The sequence below is a fragment of the Ornithinibacillus salinisoli genome, from assembly GCF_042684965.1.
Classification (GTDB): Bacteria; Bacillota; Bacilli; order Bacillales; family Amphibacillaceae; genus Ornithinibacillus; species Ornithinibacillus salinisoli.
This window is the reverse complement of record NZ_JBHUMI010000001.1, coordinates 1-841: the sequence shown is the minus strand read 5'-3', so window position 1 is coordinate 841 and position 841 is coordinate 1. Positions and strand designations below refer to the sequence as shown.

Sequence of the window (841 nt, the reverse complement as noted above, 5' to 3'; positions counted from 1 at the left end):
CCTTTTGGAGCCAGCCGCCTAAGGTGGGACCAATGATTGGGGTGAAGTCGTAACAAGGTAGCCGTATCGGAAGGTGCGGCTGGATCACCTCCTTTCTAAGGATATAATAAAAGGCTGAAGTGACTGTATAGAAACGGACGCATAAGCAAGAGACTGGAAAACGCTTGGTTTTTAGCGTTTGGAATGTCAATTGCTATGACGGTAGTTTCTAGGAACTGAAGCTAGATTATAACGGAATGCCGATAGAGGATTACTTCGGTAATCCTCGCGGTAGAGACATACTAGGTTGTTTGGTTCAGTTTTGAGGGAGCAATTACCTCAACTAGATACTTCTAATACGAATTATCACTTACGTGATGATGTTAGAGGTTATTTCCTTTGTACCTTGAAAACTAAATAAGAGTAAACAACGACATCAAATAANTTTTAAAAGCGAAGGCTAATTAATTAGTACGCTTATTTACTGTAAAGCTAGTTAAGTGAATAAGAGCGCACGGTGGATGCCTTGGCACTAGGAGCCGATGAAGGACGGGACTAACACCGAAATGCCTCGGGGAGCTGTAAGTAAGCTTCGATCCGAGGATTTCCGAATGGGGAAACCCACTGTTCGTAATGGAACAGTACCTTTACCTGAATACATAGGGGATAGGAGGCAGACCCGGGGAACTGAAACATCTCATTACCCGGAGGAAGAGAAAGCAAATGCGATTTCCTAAGTAGCGGCGAGCGAAACGGAAACAGCCCAAACCAAAAAGCTTGCTTTTTGGGGTTGTAGGACATTCCATTGGAGTTACCAAGGAATTCTTTAGATGAATCGGTCTGGAAAGGCCAGCCATAGCAG

Annotated in this window: 2 rRNA genes; both read left to right on the top strand. The window is 44.2% G+C overall.

Annotation, left to right across the window (positions count from 1 at the left end):
• Nucleotides 1-95 (top strand): 16S ribosomal RNA (locus tag ACFSTA_RS00010); the annotation flags it as partial.
• Between the two features lie 378 nt (nucleotides 96-473).
• Nucleotides 474-841: ribosomal RNA gene (locus ACFSTA_RS00005) — 23S ribosomal RNA — on the top strand; the annotation flags it as partial.